The sequence below is a fragment of the Agrobacterium vitis genome (assembly GCF_013426735.1).
GTDB classification, from domain to species: Bacteria; Pseudomonadota; Alphaproteobacteria; order Rhizobiales; family Rhizobiaceae; genus Allorhizobium; species Allorhizobium vitis_D.
The window spans coordinates 139169-159909 of record NZ_AP023275.1; the positions used below are offsets into that span (position 1 = coordinate 139169).

The window sequence follows — 20741 nt, forward strand, 5'->3', positions numbered from 1 at the left end:
ATGTGAACCTTCCCCCCAACGCGGTGAGCGACGGGGGCAACGGAGTGATCCACATGGGACTTTTAAACATCATCCGTCGGATGGCGCTGCGCGAGAAGCAGTCGATCCGCGAGATCAGCCGGCGCACCGGGCTGTCACGCAACACGATCGCGAAGTATTTGAGCGCTGGTACGATCGAGCCGACGTTCACGGTACCGGAACGACCGAGCAAGCTTGATCCCTATGCCGACAAACTTGCTGGCTGGCTGAAGACCGAGGCCGGGAGGTCGCGCAAGCAGCGCCGAACGCTGAAGCAGCTTCATGCGGATCTGGTGTCTCTCGGCTTTACCGGCTCCTATGGCCGGGTCGCGGCGTTCGCCCGAGAGTGGCGGGCTGAGCAGCAGACAGCGGGCCGCGGCATATTCGTTCCGCTATCTTTCCGCCCAGGTGAAGCATTCCAGTTCGATTGGAGTGAAGACTATGCCGTCATTGGCGGCGAGCGCACGAAGCTACAGGTCGCTCACATCAAGCTGTCGCACAGCCGCGCCTTTCTGGTCAGGGCCTACCTGCTCCAGACGCATGAGATGCTCTTCGACGCCCACTGGCACGGCTTCCGGGCGTTTGGCGGCGTACCTGGTCGCGGCATCTACGATAACATGAAGACGGCGGTCGATCGTGTCGGCCGCGGCAAGGAACGGCAGGTCAACATCCGTTTCCTCGCGATGACGAACCACTACGTCTTTGCGCCTGAGTTCTGCAATCCAGCGGCAGGCTGGGAGAAGGGTCAGGTCGAGAAAAACGTCCAGGATGCCCGACCACGACTATGGCAACAGATGCCGGACTTTCCAGATCTGGCGGCGTTGAACGACTGGCTGGAACAGCATTGCCAGGCCCTGTGGCGGGAGACGCCGCATGGCACCTGGTCAGGCACGATCGCGGATGTTTGGGCTGATGAGCGGGCAGCAGTGATGTCGCTCCCCGCCATGTTTGACGGCTTCGTCGAGCAGAGCAAGCGCGTCTCGCCGACATGCCTGATCACCTTCGAACGGAACCGCTACAGTGTGCCTGCATCGTTTGCGAACCGGCCCGTCAGCCTGCGGATTTATCCCGAGAGACTGGTCGTTGCGGCCGAGGGCAATGTCCTCTGCGAGCATGAGCGTGTCATTGAACGCAGCCACGACAAGCCGCCGCGAACGATTTACGACTGGCGACATTACCTTGCCGTCATCCAGCGCAAACCCGGTGCCCTGCGCAATGGTGCACCCTTCCTGGAGTTACCGCTGGCCTTCAGACAGTTGCAAGATCAGATGCTTCGCCGCCCCGGCGGTGATCGTGACCCTTTCGGTGATGATTGCATCACCTGCCGGGCAAGGGATGGCCGATATCCTTGCCCTTGTCCTTCATCACGACGAACAGGTTGTCCTCAGGGCTGTGGAACTGGCCTTGGATGCGGGGGTGGCGACCAAGACGCATGTGCTGAACCTGCTGCATCGGCTGATCGACGGCAAGACAATCGATGGTCCCGACATTGATACGCCACAGGCGCTGATCTTGGCTCGCGAACCCAAGGCCAATGTCGAACGCTATGATGGCCTACGCGCCCGGATCGCAGGGGGCCGCCATGCGTCATGACCCCGCAAGTGCTGCCATCGTCATCATGCTACGGAGCCTGAAGATGTATGGCATGGCCCAAGCCGTCACGGACCTTATCGAGCAAGGGGCTCCTGCCTTTGATGCGGCCGTGCCCATCCTGTCACAGTTGCTGAAGGCCGAGATGGCCGAGCGCGAGGTCCGCTCCATCGCCTATCATATGAAGGCTGCCCGCTTTCCTGCGTACAAAGACATCTCCGGCTTCGACTTCGCCGCCAGCGAGATCAACGAGGCCACCGTGCGCCAACTGCACCGATGCGAGTTCATGGATGGGGCGCAGAACGTTGTCCTTATCGGTGGCCCTGGCACTGGCAAAACGCATGTCGCGACCGCTCTTGGAATCCAGGCCATCGAGCATCATCGCCGAAAGGTCCGCTTCTTCTCGACCATCGAACTGGTCAATGCTCTCGAACAGGAGAAGGCCAAAGGCAAGGCAGGCCAGATCGCGGAGGCCTTGGTCCGGCTCGATCTGCTCATCCTCGACGAGTTGGGCTACCTTCCGTTCAGTGCGTCAGGTGGAGCGCTGCTCTTCCACCTGTTGAGCAAGCTCTACGAGCGGACCAGCGTGGTGATCACCACCAACCTCAGCTTCAGCGAATGGGCAACCGTCTTCGGCGACGCTAAGATGACGACCGCCCTGCTCGATCGTTTGACCCATCGTTGCCACATCCTGGAAACCGGGAACGACAGCTTCCGCTTCAAAGCCAGCTCGGCTGCCGCAGCACACAAGAGAGGAGAAAAAGCCAATCCCTTGACCAAACCCTGATCAGAAAACCATACTCAGAGGTGGCTCACTTCTCGGTGGAAAAACCGGCTCAGTTCCGCGTGAAAACCAACACGTCAGGGCGTTTATAAGACAAGACACTGGCGCTGAGCTGCGATCACAGCAGCAAAACGAAATGATAGCCGAACTGCACGCGTTAACGGAGTTCAAGCCGTGGCTGGCGGCACCAAAAGCCACGCCTGATCCATTCGCCACTCGAGCTTTCCTGTCACGTGCCATGATCGACGGCATTCTTTCGGCTTTTGACGGAACCAAACTGAAATTGCCAGAGACGCCCGACGTTACTCTCACTCTGAAAAGCGTTCGGACAGACTTCCGGCCGGGATTTCCGGGGCTGACGATATCAGCGACCGCGAACAAATCCGGAGTGAGTGCTGACGTATCCATGGTTGCTCGGATCGAACCGGTCTTTGACAGTCAAACGTTGCGCCTCAGAGTTCATATCAATAGTCTTGTGCCGAAGCTCTCCTGGCGCTTTATCGACTTCACCATAGCCGGGTTGGTTCGGGATCTTGCTCAGGCGAAGGTTGTTGAGGCAATCAACAAACAGGACGCGCTCGGAGCCATCTCGATCCAGCTTTCACACAGTCAAACATTTTCGTTGCCTGTGACGCAAATTCCCTTCTCGACAACAGGTCTGAATGCGGTCGTAGGGCTACCCGGCTATTCCGGAACTGTCGTTGCGCAGCTGACAAGAATTGTGGCCATGCCTGAAGGACTCTACATCTACGCAACCCTTAAAACAGGAGGCCTATGATGCGATCCGTGAAGAAAGCTCGGCTTTTCTCAGCCTTGTTGGCGATATTGGGGTTTTCTGCGAGTCCTGGTGTCGCTGATGACGACCTGTCTGGGCAAATTGCTGTGGCTCGAGAGGAGGTTACGAACCTAATGGAAGGCGCGCGCGTTTCCGATGCGGACATCGCCATGTCTGTTCCGCTCGCGCCGATCTCCACGGCCCTACGCTCAAGGATGCTCCGGTCCAGCAGCGTACCGTTACCGTCAATAGCACCGGTGCCAATGGTTACTTGTGGAAAGATGATGAGACTTGGTGCGGCTCATACGCTGAGCTGGGAAGCGCGGATGGCCTTCAAGCAGCTGCTGTCCTTTCCAATTTTGGGTTCGAAATTCCCGACGCTCGTTCGATCGTACTCGTTATGGATGCTGCAGTCTCGCTTAGTCGCGCAAATCTTCACGGGCAATTTAGAGGTTTGAGAGTGAGGGGGCCATTCGGACTTGGAAATGTCTGCCCCCCGGGCGGCGGCGCAGGGGTGCATGTCGGAGCCAAGGGCGAAACCAGCTTTTCCCTTCGTACGCTCGCAAAGGTGAGCCAAGAGACGGGCGAGGGTGGAATTCGTTACGATCTTTCCATTCTTTCGCCGCCGTCCATCAAAATGACAGTCAGTATTGGGTTTGAGCATATTGGTGATCTAGGGGTGCCCTTAAGTTTCAATGTCCCTCAGGGCGTTCTTATGAGCGGAAAAATTCCGCTACTCCTTCAGACAAGCGGGTCCGTCAAACTTCCGGACGGCACTTCACGCGACTACACGATCGTGATCACGCCCAAAACCCTTGGACTGGGTCCCACTGCGGCTTCAGGCCTTTGGACCGCTAAGATCGATTTGAAGCCCGCTTCGTGACCTGAGTCGATACTTTTTTGCTGACCGGCAGGCAATCGCTATAGCGGCGCTCGACGCCCGGAACACATTTGCTCGGTAAAAGGCGCATATTCAAAAAATCGTTCTGGCGGGATCCACGGACGGAACTTGAAATGGCGAGGAAATCAGAATGACAAGAGAACACCTTACAACGCTCTGGAAATGGGCCTGCCTGGCGGGTTTTACGTACGTGGTCGGGAGTGTGATCACAATACAAGGCGGCGTTGACATCTTTGGCGGAAAATTCTTCGCCAATGCCGATAAAGATGGCATCGCTGTTCTTGGTTATTTTGCCACTATCGTAGGCTCATCGTTGATGTGCCTCTCGCTTGTGGTCGCCATCGTTTTTGCGTGGCGCCACGGACGCGCCTGGTATGAGCGGGTACCGGTTTTGATGTTGGAAGGGCTGAGGACTGCCAGCATCGAAGGGCGCATATTCCAGTTTATAGTGGCCTTTACACTGGTCCTAATCCCAATCGTCGGCATCGGACGATCAATGGTCGTCGCCAATGAAGGTGCCATTTGCGAGCAGACGGCTCAAGGCGCTCAACCGATTTACTATCCTGGGGAACATTGGCGACTGATCAATATCCCGCAATCTGAAAACCAATTGCGTCTGATGACGCGAGACACACAGCCGGGAGTGTGGGGGAAGGGCGTAGAGATATCGTGGTACACCCCAATCGGCTTCGGTCTGATGCCGGCTCTGGTTGTCGTGTTGTTGGGCACGTGGTTGTTTATGCTGTTTCGGAAGCCATCGATGCCGACGCCATCTCCTCATTCGGAGTAATACGCCACGGCGTCTGAGTGCGATGGATAAAATTCGGCTAATCGAAGATGTCACTTCGCAAGATGTTTACTTCATCGGCGTGGATAGGTCAAATCTGGCGCGCGGCCTGAACGCGGAGTCTATGCTTGGCTGGATTGACTGCATGATCGAAACGTCTGGCCATGCCGATAGGGCACTCCAAGAGCAACGGGTGCCTTGGAAAGGTCGAGCTCCCCATTGCGTTTAACTCTCCGGCTTGTCGCTGATATCGAAGACTACTGCATTGTCCTGGATGTCAATCAGCAGCGAACATTCCGGTGGCTCTGTTTGTCTGAACAGTTTCAGGCGTTTCTCTAAGTGGATTTCCGCCTCGATTATACGCGAGGACAGACTTCCGCGAGTTGTCGTGCTGTCAAAGATCAGCGATGCAATGGCTCTCTGCGCACCCCGATCTCGCAGATCAGGCTCCAAGGTCAGCTACCTTAACTTCTGATGCAGGCCAATCACACCAACCTACAGAACATGTACGCGAATAAAGCCGACGGACAACCGAGTATTGACTCTCCGCACCGAATTGATCAGCGTTGCCCTATGTCCCAGACGTCGGATTTCATTGCCAAGCTTGTCCGCGGTGCCAATCAATTGGACCGCCTTGACGCATACCAGAAACGCAGATTGCTGGAACGGGCTGTCACCACCATTCGCGAGATGCGCGCGGCAATCGGGATGCCGAACGGGCCTGGTCGTGATGTTGTTTTGGACCTCCACACAACGGCCTTATCCATCGAACAGGGTTGGCGGACGGATGACCAGGTGCGGAACGCTTTTCTCACAGCCGCTGGCATGCTGCGTGATCTCCACATTGTTCTCGACAGCAAGACATCCATCCGAATCGTTGTTCCGCTCACCACGTGAGAAAAGCGAAGCCTCGGTTTTTGCTTATGATACCAAGCAGCTTGCCGACGGGGTAGACTCCGACTCTATCTCCGTTCCAGATCGCACGACTAGCCATCTTCCATCTCACCCTCTTCCCCATGTGCGCTGTCCATAATCTGAAGTTCACCCTTCCGGCTGAACAACCCAGCATCTTCAAGCGCTTCGATATCCGGGAGATCGCGGAGCGTTTCCAACCCGAAGGCGGAGAAGAAATGCTTGGTCGTCACATAGGTATAAGGTGCTCCGGGAGTAGGGCTGCGTGGTCCGGACGCCAAGAAACCTCCGCCGCGAAGTGCAGCGATCACGTCCCGGCTCACCTCCTTGCCAAAGATCTTCGACAGCTCGGTACGGGTGACCGGCTGGAAATATCCCACCGCCATCAGCACCATCGCCTCAAACTCGGAGAGTGCCGCCGCCCCTCCCCGCGTCGGAGCCGTTGAGGCCCGGATCGCGCCGGCGAACCGCGAACGGGTTCGGTGTTGCCAGCCACCGGCCACTGACACCAGTTCGTAAGGCCGATCTCGCAGTTCCTCGCTCGAATCATCGATCAGCAAATCGATGCTGCAGTCTTTTCCCACCACGCGTGCCAAGGTTTCGCGGGGAACTGGCTCGGCGGAGGCAAAAATCACGGCCTCGACCTCCATCATCCATTCTCGCCAGCGCAATTCCGTTGGCAAATCCTTCAGCTCCCGATCAAACAGGACATCGTCCTGGGGATTCTTTTGATTCTTTTTCGCGATGCGGTGTGGCTGTCTCGAGCTCATATCAACCGCCTCACAACCCAAAGATCCGAAAGGAGGAGGGACCGGACAGCTCGCGCACCGCCTCAAAGCCGTTCGAACAGCCGGTTAGCCGCCCAGCGAGAGAGATTGCTGCCGGGCGCCGAGGCGGGCACCGTGTCCTCGCTAAGAAGTTTGGGGATAACAGGCTCGGCGCCTTTGGTGCGCAGTTTCGGCGCCGCCGCCAGCAGTCGGCCGGCGCGGCGGTCGATCTCTACGGCGGCGCGGAGCGCCCCCTCGACACCATCGACCAACGCCAGGCAGATGGCTTTTGGAAAAGCCGGCTCGCCCGGCCGAACCCGGCCTCGTCCGCCGATCGTGCGAAAAGCCGGCCCATAGCGTTCGGGCAGCAGCAGCGGCACAGACTTTGGCCAATTGAGCTTATGCGCCAGGACGACCTCGGCCAGCGCAAGCGCCAGCACCTCAGCATCCGGGCGAACGGCAAAGATCGCCGTAATAAGGTCCGCCACCGCGAAGGGTGCTGCTCGCCCGGACTGGATGGCAGAATCGACGATATCGGGAGTTGAGGCAAGTCCGTTGTTCCACCGAAGCCCTAAAAGATCAGCGAGTTCTTTGACAAAGGAGGTGGTGACGGGTCCGGACCGGCGGGTCAGCATTCGTGTCGCCACAAACAGGTTTCCGGCCGGGCCGGGATCGTCGCCGGTGACGGTCAGCAGGACGGCGTCCCGGATGGCGCCATCCTCTTCATTGCGGCCAAGCGTCTTGGCAGCCCCGGCAGCCGATTTGAGAGCGAGCCGATCGCGCCAGCAGCCAAGCCATGGAGGGTCGGCGGATCAGATCGTCGAGAGATTTCAGGGCGATACCGGCGGCGAAGGCAGCGTCGGTCTCGCTGGTGTCGCGACCACGCGGCAGGGCCCAGCCCGGCAGGTGGGGCGACGAAGTGGGAGTCGTGGAAGCGGAGGGTGCGAGCGTATCCATGCGCCAGAGTGTAAATCGGGTGTGCGGTTTAAGCCGCTTCTTTCGACATAAACCGCACTGTCTGTCGTCGTGTTATTACGTCCGATAACGTTGACTTATCGGACATCTTTTGCATGATACGAGAATGGCCCAAATCATCGAGCATAACAGCGAAAATCGCTTCCAGGAGACCTCTGCGCCGTCTCTCGACATGGCGCCCGGGCTTGATGTTTCCGCGCCGGAGGTGTCTGGCGATAGCCCCCTCCCCTCTCTCGTCGGCGAGAACCAGACGCCCGCCCATCTTGCAAGCCTTGCTGATCGCGCCCGGGGTTATGTCGAAGCCGCGAGTTCCGCCAATACGCGCAAGGCTTATGCCTCCGACTGGAAGCATTTTGCCGCTTGGTGCCGGCGGTCCAATCTTGCTCCGCTCCCGCCACACCCGCAAACCGTTGGGCTCTATATTACCGCCTGCGCCTCCGGGACGGCCGAGAGAGGAGCCAAGGCCAATTCCGTTTCCACAATCGAGCGCCGCCTTTCCTCCCTGGCATGGAATTATGCGCAGCGGGGGCTCGCCCTCGATCGTAGGGACCGTCACATCGCAACCGTTATGGCCGGGATTCGCAACAGCCATGCCAGGCCGCCTGTGCAGAAGGAGGCGGTCATGGCAGAGGATATCATCGTCATGGTCGAGACCCTTGATCGCGGTTCTCTGCGTGGCCTGCGCGACCGTGCCATGTTGCTCATCGGTTTTGCCGGTGGTCTTCGCCGTTCCGAGATCGTTGGCCTTGATCTAAAGGCAGACCAGACCGAGGACGGCCGAGGCTGGATCGAGATCCTCGACAAAGGCATGCTCGTCACCGTGCGCGGCAAGACTGGGTGGCGAGAGGTCGAGGTGGGTCGCGGCTCGTCTGATGCGACTTGTCCAATCGCCGCGATCGAGACCTGGATCAAGTTCGCCAAGCTGGCCCATGGCCCCCTCTTTCGCCGCGTCACGGGGCAAGGGAAGGCTGTTGGCCCGGAGCGGCTGAACGACAAAGAGGTGGCGCGGCTTGTGAAGCGAACTGCCATGGCCGCAGGCGTTCGCGGCGATCTCAGCGAGATCGAGCGCGCCTTCAAGTTCTCTGGTCATTCCCTTCGCGCTGGCCTTGCCTCCTCTGCCGAGGTCGACGAACGCTACGTCCAAAAACAGCTTGGCCATGCTTCCGCGGAAATGACCCGCAGATATCAGCGGCGGCGCGACCGCTTCCGCATCAATATGACCAAAGCTGCTGGTCTATAGTCCTCAGGTTGGGATCGTCAAATTCCCCGTTTTAAACGTTACAAAAGTCGGACTCAAATTCGAAACAAAGATGGGAATTTTGGGACTGCCTGCACGTCCCAGTTTAGCCCAAAGCCGATATGTGTCGGGACTATTTCTTCGATATGTCGGGTACAGAGTTTATCATTAAATTGCCTATTGAAACAGTCGAAGGCGGTCCAAAACGCCCAAATCCCGAGGGACTCTCGGATCTAATCACCTAGTAGTGGGAGCAATCGCCGCAAGCCAAGCGTTCCATGCCATCACGGTTTTTAGAACTTCCGGCGCTCCCGTTCCGCCACCATGCAGCCGCGCCAAAACGTCGGTAGAGCAGTCGTTCGTATTGAAGTCAGCGAACAGCCATTCGAGGCTTCTGTCCTCGTAAATTGTCCTTGATTTGAGGAGTTTCAGAATGTTCTGAGGCTTCAAGGAACATAATTTGACAAGATTTTCGACGGTCCAGTCGTTTCTATCGTTTAACGACGATGCAAATATCCATCTATTGAACGCGGACTGAGCTTGCTTAGCTAAACTATTGATCACCGAGATGCGGCTGTCTGCTACAGCGGAGCTAAAAGGTACAGCACCGTCTCCGATATCGGTGTGCAGTAAAGAACGAAGGAGGTCATACGTGATATCAACTCGTCGCTCTATAATCTCGGCTTCTTGCGATCTCAAAAGCGATAAAGTCGCCCCAGGCTGAATTTTATCTGCCTCAGCTAAGCCCTGATGAACATAAGCGAGCATTGCGGCGTCGGACATGCGATTATCAACGCGGATACTATTACCATCTACTTTGACTGGAATTGGTGCTGCTGTATCGATAGAGAATGAAGCAAGCTCATATGTACTCGATGAGCGGCTCTCCGCGACTGACCATGCCCACTGCATATCGTTCAAAATTTTCTGCTTAAATTTGGCGTCTTTGATATCAGGTAGAAGTTTTTCTATATCAGCTTTTGTCACCGGGGGGCGGAGTAGCGCTTTTACCGTGACATCTGCGAAGAACCGCCCGTAGCTACTGCATCTCGACCCAAATGGTGACGGCCTAATAGCCCCACAATCGATATCTTCATCAAGACTGTGGACGCCACCGGTCCATTTCACGTTCTGAACCACGCCCACCAGACGCAGGAAGCCAAGCTTCTGAAGGCGCTCGATGTCTCCTACCCTTAGGAGATTTCGAAAACTCTCAGGTAGGCTTGCATATTCAACAAAATAGTACGGTTTCTCGTCACCCTTCCAAACATCATTTCTCCTAACAACTGCGCCGGGGGTGGGTCCAATCGTCTGAACATACGCTTGTTCAAAATCGTCAAATGCCTTTGAGAGCCGTACGCCCTCTCCAACTTGTTCTATGGGTGCTAAGAGTTGCTCATCAGTAAGCGTTTGATCATTAGCGGCATCGCACGGCTTATTCTCATGGAATATATAACAAAGGTGCCACGAATTGCCTCGCAGTCCCCCGGTCGATTCTACTTCGGAATATTCGCTCACCACAGAAGCTACCTGCTGACGCAGGGCGTCCGCACTGACCAAGTAGTCTTTCCATAGGACCGGGACAGACCGGCCCAGCGACTCTAGGCTCTCTTTGAATGCTCTGCCGTCGCGAAGAACCTCTTGAAGAGCCGCAATTTCTGCCTTCGTAAATGGGAGCTTTTTCACTTCATGCTGGAAGCGTAACTCTTCCAGAAGCGCGAGCCACATACCCAGGTCAGGCGACCCGGCTGGTATCTTTTCATTTGTGCCTGCGATATTTGCTGTCCGCTGCTGTGGTGAGCCGCTATTTTTCCATAGCTCGACAGCCAGCAGACCGTCTGTTACGTCAACCGGAAGTTCAGAAACATATAACGCCTCGCTTGCCTTGTTGAGACGCTCTACGATGTTGTCGTTCGTAGTTCGACTTGCAATGAGCAAAGACTTTAGAATGTTGTCGATACACTTCGTTGAATCTGTCACAAAAAAGCAAACTGATGCAGTGCTATCGATAATTTCGCGGCGTTGCTGAACGAACTGCGCGTGCGCCTCTACAATGTGCTCGCGAGTCGTATTTCGATTGACGTTTACGACCTGACCGTAGGTTTGCATTGCTAGGTTTGTGAGAGTGTCGAGCTTCTTGCTCGTCTCCGTCTGGCCGGAAATCAGTAGGTTTGATAGCTCGGTGATGCGATCATCCAGTGCTTGAAAACCAGTTATGGTAACCTGCCGAAGTTCGGCAATAGATTTAGATAATTCCTGAAATCCCTCGCTAATCCGTTCCTGCTCAGTAGCTTGTTGTTGTGCTGACAGAAGAGTGGTCATTATGCCCAAGTAGTTACCACTTAGTGCTAGCGGGCCGATCTGATTCGTCTGATAAGCATTCCATAAATGAGCAAGATCAAGCGCTGCTTTGTTATACGTCGCAAGCTTGTTCGCAAGCTCTGGACGCTGGAAGGACAGAACACCAAGTAAGACACGAGCGCCACCTTCCCATTCGCTTAGATACCAATCCACCGTGTGCTCTGGTTCTGGCGGCGGAGAACCTCCTGCTTTTTCTTCTTCTTCCTTTTTATAATCGTGCCGAAGACGTTCTAACGCAGCAGACTGCCGACTGCGCAACTCTGACAGCATCGCTTCTTGATCGTCAGGTAGCTCTGATGGCTTCATTTCATCGATTAGTTGCAAAAGCGAAGTTCTGTCTCCGTAACGAGTTTCAATTAATTCGTCGACTGCGCGTGAGAACCGTTCATCATCGGTAGCAGCCAACAGCGCAGATATAGCAGATTGGTACGCTTGCATGGCAGCACGCCGATCAACAAGATCCAGCTTGGTGCCTTCATCCTCCTGGAAGAGACGCTTTCCTAATCGTGTCATGAACCCCATCGGTTTTGTTTGACCGAAAGCAAAGTCGAGTGCATTCAGAAACTTCTTGTTGCCTGCCCTGGTGTCGTCAACATTGAATTCTTCCTCCATCGCACGGCGGACATAAGTGTCATACTTCCAGTCTCCTTCCTGTATTAGCTCAGGCTTATCAGGAACAGGCGGAATGTGCATCACGCGTGACGACCGAAGGTACGTCCGATACCACGAGGTTTGCAGGGACGCTCGGTACTGTTTAATGTTGTTTCCAAAGTCAGTTGATATTTGAGCACCGACCTCTAGCGCTCGGGGAAGTTTAGACGCCGGATCGGCGACCGAAAGATAGAAAAGGCGATCAGCTTTCGATTGCTGATTTGCTGTAAGACTTCTGTATTTTACCGTCCACTCCGCATCTAGTTTAATAGCAGGCTGCTTCGCGGCCACCGAAGTAGCAAAAAGGGCTGTCACGATAGCGCATATCGTAATTGATGCCTTCATGCTTGGTCCCACAAGCTAGTCAAGCAAGATCTTCCCCTGTTGATCAGCTCAACATCTTAATCATGCTCAGCATAATATCAGAGAAACAGCTTTCTGATAAGTGCCTCTCGACCCGTAGACGGCATATCGCAGCCTTCTTATCACGCCTTGCGACGATCAAGACAGAGTCCCATCGATCTGCGCCAGATCTGCTCACGGCCGTGTCTCCTCAAAAGCATTATCGGATGTTCTTCTCATTATAGAGAAATGGCCCACATTATCGAGCAAAACAGCGAAATTCACCTCAAGGAGAGCTCTGTGCCGTCTCTCAGCACGGCGGCTGGGGGGTGATGTTTGCACGCCGCAGGTGTCCCACGACAGCCCCCTCCCCTCACCTGTTGGTGTGGACCAGACACCGGCCCATCTCAACAGCCTGGCGAGCCGCGCCCGCGATTATGTGGAGGCGGCAAGTTCCGCAAATACCCGAAAGGCCTATGCCTCAGACTGGAAACATTTCTCAGCGTGGTGCCGGCGGTCCAACCTGGTCCCCCTCCCCCCGGCACCCCAAACCGTCGGGCTCTACATCACGGCCTGCGCTTCGGGCTCAGCAGAAAGCGCCGCCAAGACCAACTCTGTTTCAACCATCGAACGGCGCCTCTCTTGGGGTCGGTTCCGGCTGGGGGCGAAATGACACTCTAAGGAACGTGACGGCTCCAGCACCTTATGTTCGTAGGTTAGCCTTGGAGGCTCATGTACTGGCGGCCTTGTTCGATCAGTGCGAGGTAGGATTGCGTATCGATGTTCGCCCCACAAACAACGATGCCAATGCGTTTTCCGACTATCCGCTGACGCAATGGACCGACGGCCCCGGCAAGGGCGGCCGCGGCGGCAGGCTCTACTGCTAATTTTGCCTCTTCCTGATAGATTGCCATCGCCACACAAATGTCGTCGTCCGATACAGTGACGATGTCATCGACGTAATGAGCAATCACGCTAAAAGCGAACGGTAGCGCCATGGGCGGAGCAAGACTATCGGCCACCGTCATAACGTTATCGAGGGTCACCGGCCGGCCTTCTGCCAAGCTGAGCGACATTGAGGCCGCCCCCTTCGGCTCGACACCATAGACAGCACAACGCGGATTGATCTGCTTGATTGCCGCCGCAATGCCGCTGATCAGCCCGCCGCCGCCAACACTAACGATAACCGCATCGAGATCGGGAATAGCGTCGATAAATTCGAGGCCGACGCCCCCTGTACCAAGTGTGACATTCTCCCCTTCAAAGGGGTGGATTAGCGTGCGCCTCTCCTCCCTGACGATACGCTCAGCCTCGGCAAACGCTGCAGGACCACCATCCTTGAAGATCACGTATGCGCCTTCTGCCTTCGCCCGTGCGACCCTGAAAGGATTTGCTGACGACTGCATCACGACCTTGGCCGAGAGGCCAAGCTGGCGAGCTGCCCATGCCGCAGCGATCGCATGATTGCCGGCGCTAACGGCGGTGATACCTGCCTCCCGGTTTTCCAGCCGAATGGAATGCGCATTTGACAACGCGCCTCGCGCCTTGAAGGTACCGGTTTTTTGGAAGCATTCGAGCTTGAGGAAAATTTGCCCTGTGCCGAAGAGCTGCGTGACGAAGGGCGATGCAAGTTCGATAACTGGCGTCTCGAAAACAGCGCCAGCTAATACGGCTGCTCGCTCCCGGATCTTGCCGAGTTCAACCGCCGCGACTGGATTCTGAGACATCTCATTCATGATTCTTACTTTCTAAGCGGTCCCGTTTCGCTATGTCTGCGACGGTGTTCTTGCTAATGCCCAGATCACGAGCGATCCATCGATAGCTGCGGCCTTCTGCGACCGATGCCATCACTTTCGGTGCAAGCCGGTCTGATTTGGGGCGCTCTCCGGTTTGGCGGCCGAGCCTCTTGCCGCGCGCCTTCGCTGCGGCGAGACCGGATTTGACCCGTTCACTGATGAGATCACGCTCGAACTCGGCAATACCCGAGAGAAAAGTCGCCAGCATCCTGCCATGTGGAGAGGACAGGTCGAAGGTCATGCCGTTCAGGGCGATCACCGACACCTTCCATCCCTCCAACTCGCCAAGTGTGTTGAGGAGGTCGATCGTCGAGCGGCCCCATCGAGACAGCTCGGTCACGAGAATGACGTCGATTTGTCGGGCCTGAGCAAGAGCCATGATTTTGCGGCGTTCGGCACGGTCGAGCTTCGCGCCCGAGCCTGTTTCTTTGAATACCGCTGCCACATTGTAGCCTGCACGATCTGCAAATGCAGCCAGGTCACGCTCCTGCCGTTCGCATGACTGATCGGCAGTGGAAACACGGCAATAAATTGCAGCGCGCTGTCCCAATTGAACCCTCATGGATTTGGCTGCCGGAAGGCCTTGATTTGTATGGGGCGATTGTTGTCCAAAACAGACTTTACTTCAACAGGGACAATTGCGGCATGCCGAGGCGACATATTCTCACCGAGCGACAGCGCTCGGCATTGTTCGATCTGCCAACCGATGAATTGTCACTGCTTCGGCATTACACACTGGGCGACGACGATCTTGAACACATCCAGGAACGCCGCAGGCCGGAGAACAGGCTTGGGTTCGCCCTGCAGCTTTGCGCGTTGCGATATCCAGGGCGCGCGCTGGCTCCGGGCGAGGTGATCCCGCCTGATGTCCTGTCGTTCATCGGGGCTCAGCTCGGCGTCCCAGCCGATGCGCTTCTCACCTATGCCGCACGACGGCAGACCCGCCAGGAGCATATGGAGGGGTTGCGCGAGATCTATGGCTATAAGACCTTCGCGGGTCGTGGTGCCCGTGATCTGCGGGACTGGCTTTTCGATCAGGCTGAAGAGGCCCGTTCGAACGAAGATCTTGCTCAGCGCCTGGTCGCACGTTGTCGTGAAACTCAGACGATCTTGCCAGCGGTATCGACAATCGAGCGACTATGTGCGGACGCGCTGGTTGCCGCCGAACGGCGGATCGAGACGCGGATCGCGGAAAAGCTCGACAATAACGCACGTGAACGGCTTGATGGGCTGCTGACTGAACTGCTCGATGCGAATGTCAGCCGGTTCATCTGGCTTCGCCAGTTCGAGGTCGGCAACAATTCCGCAGCGGCGAACCGGCTGCTCGACAGGCTGGAGTTGGTGCGTAGCCTGAATCTCGATCCGCACCTTGTCGCCGGTATCCCGCCGCACCGTGTCACACGCCTGCGTCGGCAGGGCGAGCGCTACTTTACCGATGGCTTACGAGACATCAGCTCTGATAGGCGCTGGGCAATCCTGGCCGTCTGCGCCGTGGAGTGGGAGGCGGCGATCGCCGATACGGTGGTCGAGACACATGACCGGATCGTCGGAAAGACCTGGCGTGAGGCGAAACGGCTGCATGACGAACGGATTGCCGGATCCAAGGCAACTGTCACCGATACGTTACGCGCCTTCACCGCGCTGGGAGCCTCCTTGCTCGAAGCCCGCAACGATGGGGTGCCGCTGGAAATGGCGGCCGCCAAATCGGCGGAGTGGGGCCGGCTCGAACAACTGGTCGCGACCGGTGCCCAGCTCAGCAATACGCTGGCGGACGATCCCTTGGCTCATGTCGGGCACGGATATCATCGCTTCCGCCGTTACGCGCCACGCATGTTGCGGTGCCTGAAGCTCAAGGCAGCATCGGTAGCCCAGCCCTTGATTGCGGCGGCAAAAGCCATCGGCGAAATGCAAGCGTCACCACCGGCGACCGACTGCTTGTTGCGGCCGAATTCGAAATGGCACCGACATTTGAGAGCACAACATCAGGGTGACAATCGCCTTCGGGAGGTGGCGGTCCTGTTTCACCTGCGGGATGCCTTCCGATCCGGTGACATCTGGCTCGACCATTCGCGCCGCTATGGCGATCTCAAACAGGTGTTGGTGCCGATGATTGCGGCACAAGCTAATACAAGACTGGCTGTGCCCCTCGATCCGCTGGTATGGCTGACTGATCGAAAAGCTCGGCTCGCCGATGGCCTGAAGAGACTTGCGCGAGCAGCGCGCGACGGGACCATCCCCCGTGGCAGCATCGAGGATGGGACGTTGCGGATCGACCGACTGACGGCTGACGTTCCGGACAGCGCCGAGGAGCTGATACTCGATCTCTATCGCCGGATGCCGCTAGTTCGGATCACCGACATCTTGTTGGAGGTCGATGCTGCGCTCGGGTTCACCGAAGCATTCACTCATCTGAGAACCGGGGTTCCATGCGGTGACCAGGTCGGCCTGCTCAATGTGCTGCTCGCAGAAGGGCTGAATCTGGGACTGCGGAAGATGGCGGAGGCCACGAACACGCATGATTACTGGCAGCTATCGCGCCTTGCCCGGTGGCACGTCGAAAGCGACGCAATGGACCAGGCGCTGGCGATCGTAGTGGCTGCGCAAGCAAAGCTGCCGATGTCCCGGTTCTGGGGCATGGGAACGACCGCATCGAGCGATGGCCAGTTCTTTGCTTCGGCCCGGCATGGCGAGGCGATGAACATGGTCAACGCTAAGTATGGAAATGAACCAGGCCTCAAGGCTTACACTCACGTCAACGACCAGTTCGCGCCGTTCGCGTCACAGACTATTCCCGCGACAGTCAGCGAGGCCCCGTACATCCTTGACGGCCTGCTGATGAATGATGCCGGTCGTCAGATCGGAGAGCAATATGCCGATACGGCCGGCTTCACCGATCACCTGTTCGGGACCAGCGGCATGCTCGGATACCGCCTTGTCCTGCGCATCCGCGATTTGCCTTCGAAGCGCCTTTACGTCTTCAATCCCGCCGGGACACCCAAGGATTTGCGCAAACTGGTCGGTGGCAAGATCCGCGAGGAATTGATCATCGCGAACTGGCCCGACCTGTTCCGCTGCGCAGCGACCATGGCTTCCGGCAAGATCAAGCCGAGCCAGTTGCTCCGCAAGCTTGCCTCCTATCCACGCCAGAACGATCTAGCGGTTGCGCTGCGGCAGGTTGGCCGGGTGGAGCGCACACTCTTTATTATAGAGTGGATCCTCGACACGGACATGCAGCGGCGTGCCCAGATCGGTCTCAATAAGGGCGAGGCCCACCACGCTCTCAAGAATGCGCTGCGCATTGGTCGCCAAGGCGAAATCCGTGACCGCACCACCGAGGGGCAGCATTACCGAATCGCCGGCCTCAACCTGCTCACCGCAGTCATCATCTACTGGAACACCCTCCATCTCGGCCATACAGTCGCAGAGCGCCGGAATGAAGGACTTGATGTGCCGCCCGAACTTCTGGCGCATATCTCTCCGCTGGGTTGGGCGCACATATTACTGACCGGCGAATATCTCTGGCCCAAGGGGGCAACGGCTTAGAGTGTCATTCCGCCCCCAGCCGGAACCGACCCCATTTATGGCAGCCCGACCAGCGTGACATCGATCCTCATCATGGCATGCCAGCTGACGTCGAGCAGAGCCTACGCGAACAACGGTTCCTTCGATCCTCCGGCCCGCATGCACCCGACACGGTGCGCCGGCGGCTGGCCGCCTGGTCGACGCTGACGAAGTGGCGCGGCTTGACCGGCGTCTTCTCATCCCCTTCGCTGAAATCGGCGATACGCCTCGCCGTTCGGGCGACGCCGCGGCCAAGGAAACGCAAGAGTGCGAAGGCCGTCACCGGCGACGTGCTGGCTAAGCTGCTCGCGACCTGCAGCACCGACAGTCTGCGCGATATCCGCGACCGGGCAATCCTAATGGTGGCTTTTGCCTCGGGCGGCCGTCGTCGCAGTGAGATTGCCGGTCTGCGCAGGGAGCAGCTCACCGTCGAGCCACCCATCACCGTCGAGGGTGCCCCTCCCCTCCCCTCTCTCGCTATCCATCTCGGTCGCACCAAGACGTCAGGTGCCGAAAGCGATGAGGTCGTTTATCTGACCGGTCGGCCGGTGGAGGCGCTCAACGCCTGGCTGGCGGCTGGAAGAATCGAAAGTGGGAGCATTTTTCGGAAGGTCGATCGTTGGGGCACGGTTTCGAAGCGGGCACTCGAGCCGAGTGCGGTCAACCAGATCGTCAAGCAGCGGGCGGCGCTGGCCGGGCTCGAGCCCGGGGAGTTTTCTGCGCACGGTTTGCGATCGGGTTATCTGACGGAGGCCGCCAATCGCGGTATCCCCCTAGTCGAGGAGTTGTCCCATCGCCGTGCGGATAGCAAACCGGATACTCGAGACATCTGTGGGCTTGACTTCGACCATCACGTCCTGGCCTTTCCCATCTGTAAATCGCATGTCATCGCAGAAGGTGGGAAGGAATTTGAGACCGAGGACTGTCCTTTGAAGATAGGCCTTAAATAGCTTTTCGAGCTTGTTGTGCCGAGGGCTAACCCGCACCTCATGGCGTTCAACATACCTTGTGTAGCCGTCAGCTGTGGCCTGCCCCGCCCTGTGCTTGACCCGGCTTTGTACGGGCGGTCGATCGGACACGGGTATTTGCCCGCCAATGATTGCACGGACTCGTTCAACGAACTCCCGTGCCGCCGGATCGGTCGTGTCGTCCGCATACCACCAGCTCGCCTGCCCACTCCAGCCTTTTCCCCGCTCGAGGTAAAGGCCTTCATCGCGCTTGTTCAACGGAATGAGATGTGCGTCTTCGGCCCGCGCTCGTACCCGGAAGCTCAGGACTTCATCATCCTCATGCTGGCCGGAAGGATATACGCCATCAAACCTCTGGCGTTTGCGATAGACGCGCGCATTCTTGTACCATCCGATTACGCAGCGCGGATCCTTTCCATCGACAGGAGCGGTCCAGACGACATCGACACCATCGATGAACTCGGCTGAGGGCGACGCCCCCAGTCTCTCGATTTTTACATCGCGATCGGCGTCGTTCTTGATTGTTTCGAAGTGGCCATAGACATAGCCATCGTCGGCTTCAACGAAGTTCAATTCCTCCCCAGCTCTTCCCTCGGAGACTACGTAGCCACCCCCACCTTTCGGAGGGTCCGTGGCATCGCGGCCTGCATAATTCTTCATCCAGGCGACATTGCAAAAAAGGAGCGGCATGATTTCTTCCGGGGCCGAGAACCTGCTGTATCAATTCATTTTTTCATCTGGGCTAGTAAGCTGCAAACCGTATCTGCGGTTCGTCGCGGCCAGGTCCAAGGAATAGGAGCTCGCTGGAGCCTCGAAAGCCCACAGAAGGTGACGACGGTCAGACAATCCTTCCCGGAGGAGCCGATCCCGGGCGGCTTAGTCGGGGCAAGCGACGACTTCAAGCACAAGCGGCGGTACAGATACCAACCCTATTCCCGAGTGAGGTAAAGCAGCGGCTGCTTTTCCTCAGCGACTTCAGTATGAGGGGCAACATACGAGCGAGCATCGATCACCGAAATTCCCTCGGCGAAAAGGCCTTCTGCCTCTAGCTCGCGTTCAACCAAGGCAGGCTCTGCTTGCGCCGGCGGTTTCACCAATATCGTCGAATAGAGGTTTAAATCCTCGTCGCGTCCCAGGACCGCAAACCCATCTGGAAAGATTGCTCCTCCGGATCGCTTTGCTGCCTCGATGAGATCCGTTGGGAACTCTGGAAATTCTGCCATGAGATCGATCCCGCCTTCGCTTGACTCGATGAAGGCAAAGATGCGCCGAGCAATCTCCAGATCCAGCGCCATGCCATTCACGAGCTTCACCGGTCCTGATCTGAAGATCAGGTGCTCTTTGGCGGTGATGACCATCGGCTCCCACTCTGCGTCTTCTCCAACAATCCAGGTTCGGCCGAGCCATTCAACCGTGGTAAAGATCTGCTCGGAAGGTTTCCAGGTACGATCGCGGGCAGCCTCCCCGACCTCGGGCCCGAAGAGAAGAGTCAGCACACCGCAATAGCTGCCAAACCGCACGTCTCTTGGATCAGAGCGTTTGGACGGGTCGTCGTCCTTGTTTCCGGTGGGTGGTCCATCATGTGCCGTGTGGTCGATGAATATCTCCGCTTTTTTCACAGATTTCATCCAGCTGCCGACGGCATAGCCATGCGACGCTACCCAGGAACCGATCCTGCGGCCCAGATAGGGCTCGACCTGCTGCTTGTAGCCTTCCCGGACAGTCTTCGTGAAAGCTGCCTTGGACGCTCCCTTGGTCGCTTTCGACTCAGCAAGGGCGACGAACATATCCTCCGAACGACTGAAGACGTAATCCGGAGAACGAGTGGTTGGACGTTTGCCGTGGACTTCATGGTTTTCGAAATGATCCACCCAGCGATATCCATCCCGGACCATTTGGAGATACGCAATGCCGTCGCCGACAAGCCCGGTCATCGTCTTTCCGACGTAGTCCTTGAGGGTCCTGGCAGTTTCTAGCAAAGCAAAGTGCTCATTCTTGTCATCGACGTGTCGGGCGATAAGGTGTCGGCACATCTGGACCTGTGCCCTCGCGGCGCGCTGGTCCATCTTCGCCCTGCTGGAGCATTGCGCCTTGCCCCGAACAGCTCGGCCGGTGTGAACAGCATTTCGGTATTCTCCGGCGCTCGACCGGTGATCAAGCGGTTCCTCCTGGGCACGTGACCGTTGATCTGCTCGATGCCGATCTGCTTTTCCTTTGCTTTCCACATAGACTGACGCCCCCTCAAAACTGGCGTTCAGCGCCAGTAACTCCCTGTATCAGAAAAGAAAATCACGAAAAAAAACGGCTGACAAGTGA

Annotated in this window: 12 protein-coding genes and 4 pseudogenes; 10 read left to right on the plus strand and 6 right to left on the minus strand. The window is 57.2% G+C overall.

The window, feature by feature from the left end; translation table 11 throughout:
* The first annotated feature begins 53 nt into the window (after positions 1-53).
* The 5 genes and pseudogenes from istA (at position 54) to H1Y61_RS24740 (ending at position 5752) form a co-directional block, all read left to right on the plus strand.
* A pseudogene (istA, locus tag H1Y61_RS24720) lies at positions 54-1611 on the plus strand (IS21 family transposase).
* Entirely contained in the window at positions 1601-2395 is a 795-nt protein-coding gene (gene istB, locus H1Y61_RS24725) for an IS21-like element helper ATPase IstB (protein WP_180575608.1), read from the plus strand. The pseudogene istA and the gene istB overlap by 11 nt, the downstream one beginning before the upstream one ends.
* A 133-nt stretch (positions 2396-2528) precedes the next feature.
* The gene (locus H1Y61_RS24730; protein WP_156556206.1) at positions 2529-3170 is read left to right on the plus strand and encodes a hypothetical protein; all 642 of its coding nucleotides are present in this window, start codon (positions 2529-2531) and stop codon (positions 3168-3170) included.
* Between the two features lie 1028 nt (positions 3171-4198).
* On the plus strand, positions 4199-4858 hold the full coding sequence (locus H1Y61_RS24735) for a hypothetical protein (RefSeq protein WP_156556204.1): 660 nt from the start codon (positions 4199-4201) through the stop codon (positions 4856-4858).
* Between the two features lie 570 nt (positions 4859-5428).
* Complete coding sequence (locus H1Y61_RS24740) at positions 5429-5752, plus strand: hypothetical protein (RefSeq protein ID WP_041699446.1); 324 nt, start codon at positions 5429-5431, stop codon at positions 5750-5752.
* 89 nt (positions 5753-5841) lie between these two features.
* On the opposite strand, the gene scpB is transcribed toward H1Y61_RS24740, so the two are convergent.
* The gene (gene scpB / locus H1Y61_RS24745) at positions 5842-6537 is read right to left on the minus strand and encodes an SMC-Scp complex subunit ScpB (protein ID WP_174113400.1); all 696 of its coding nucleotides are present in this window, start codon (positions 6535-6537) and stop codon (positions 5842-5844) included.
* A gap of 10 nt (positions 6538-6547) precedes the next feature.
* Positions 6548-7491: pseudogene (locus H1Y61_RS24750) on the minus strand (DUF1403 family protein).
* Positions 7492-7615: 124 nt separating this feature from the next.
* On the opposite strand from H1Y61_RS24750, the gene H1Y61_RS24755 reads away from it, so the two are divergent.
* The gene (locus H1Y61_RS24755; RefSeq protein WP_180575609.1) at positions 7616-8749 is read left to right on the plus strand and encodes a site-specific integrase; all 1134 of its coding nucleotides are present in this window, start codon (positions 7616-7618) and stop codon (positions 8747-8749) included.
* Positions 8750-8983: 234 nt separating this feature from the next.
* On the opposite strand, the gene H1Y61_RS24760 is transcribed toward H1Y61_RS24755, so the two are convergent.
* On the minus strand, positions 8984-12103 hold the full coding sequence (locus tag H1Y61_RS24760; protein ID WP_180575610.1) for a hypothetical protein: 3120 nt from the start codon (positions 12101-12103) through the stop codon (positions 8984-8986).
* A 246-nt stretch (positions 12104-12349) separates the two neighbouring features.
* On the opposite strand from H1Y61_RS24760, the pseudogene H1Y61_RS26830 reads away from it, so the two are divergent.
* A pseudogene (locus H1Y61_RS26830) lies at positions 12350-12743 on the plus strand (integrase); the annotation flags it as partial.
* 73 nt (positions 12744-12816) lie between these two features.
* Here the strand turns inward: H1Y61_RS26830 and H1Y61_RS24765 are convergent.
* Both H1Y61_RS24765 and H1Y61_RS24770 read right to left on the minus strand, forming a co-directional pair.
* Positions 12817-13836, minus strand: coding sequence for a threonine/serine dehydratase (locus H1Y61_RS24765; RefSeq protein WP_235681018.1), 1020 nt, complete (start codon positions 13834-13836; stop codon positions 12817-12819).
* The gene (locus H1Y61_RS24770; protein ID WP_180575611.1) at positions 13829-14446 is read right to left on the minus strand and encodes a recombinase family protein; all 618 of its coding nucleotides are present in this window, start codon (positions 14444-14446) and stop codon (positions 13829-13831) included. The genes H1Y61_RS24765 and H1Y61_RS24770 overlap by 8 nt, the downstream gene beginning before the upstream one ends.
* Positions 14447-14541: 95 nt before the next feature.
* Between H1Y61_RS24770 and H1Y61_RS24775 the strand changes: the two genes are divergently transcribed.
* The 3 genes and pseudogenes from H1Y61_RS24775 to H1Y61_RS24785 all read left to right on the plus strand — a co-directional run bounded on the left by H1Y61_RS24775 (position 14542) and on the right by H1Y61_RS24785 (position 18893).
* Positions 14542-17439, plus strand: coding sequence for a Tn3 family transposase (locus tag H1Y61_RS24775; RefSeq protein ID WP_180575612.1), 2898 nt, complete (start codon positions 14542-14544; stop codon positions 17437-17439).
* Between the two features lie 32 nt (positions 17440-17471).
* Positions 17472-18257: pseudogene (locus tag H1Y61_RS24780) on the plus strand (tyrosine-type recombinase/integrase); the annotation flags it as partial.
* Between the two features lie 285 nt (positions 18258-18542).
* On the plus strand, positions 18543-18893 hold the full coding sequence (locus H1Y61_RS24785) for a hypothetical protein (RefSeq protein WP_180575516.1): 351 nt from the start codon (positions 18543-18545) through the stop codon (positions 18891-18893).
* Positions 18894-19354: 461 nt separating this feature from the next.
* Here the strand turns inward: H1Y61_RS24785 and H1Y61_RS24790 are convergent, their stop codons facing one another.
* Positions 19355-20491: a hypothetical protein gene (locus H1Y61_RS24790; RefSeq protein WP_235681003.1), complete on the minus strand. Its 1137-nt coding sequence runs from the start codon at positions 20489-20491 to the stop codon at positions 19355-19357.
* Positions 20492-20741 lie beyond the last annotated feature (250 nt).